This is a genomic window from Gilliamella sp. Pas-s27 (genome assembly GCF_009795865.1).
Taxonomy (GTDB): Bacteria; Pseudomonadota; Gammaproteobacteria; order Enterobacterales; family Orbaceae; genus Gilliamella.
The window spans coordinates 1-393 of sequence record NZ_WTEW01000110.1; the positions used below are offsets into that span (position 1 = coordinate 1).

A 393-nucleotide genomic window follows, 5' to 3' on the forward strand; every position below is an offset into this window, starting at 1 on the left:
TATTTTGCTCATCGGACACGCATTTTGTTAAAATGAAAACCGATGAGTAATAGGTGTCTGTCAGGTTAAGTTTGAGCTACTACAGATTTTGGCAGTTTGATTCATTTCTGACACTCCTTTTTGTGTTATAAAATAACTTGATCGTCAGATTAAGTAAAGACTATTGCAAATTAGCGGAGGATATATTTAGTTATTATAATGTGGTTCCTGTTGAATCATCTTCTCCCAAAAAAGATGTAAGAAACCTTCAGGTTTTAAGAGCTTCAAATAAAACTAAACGTAAAGTTCTCGTTGAGTTAGGATTTATTACATCACCGAAAGATGCAAAAGCCTTATTTTCAAATATTGATCTAATTGCTCGACAATTATATGAAGGGTTACTAAAAAATATTA

At 31.6% G+C, this 393-nt stretch carries 1 pseudogene; it reads left to right on the top strand.

Annotated features, from left to right (window positions below):
* Positions 1–200: 200 nt before the first annotated feature.
* Positions 201–393 (top strand): annotated as a pseudogene (locus GQ589_RS11920) (N-acetylmuramoyl-L-alanine amidase); the annotation flags it as partial.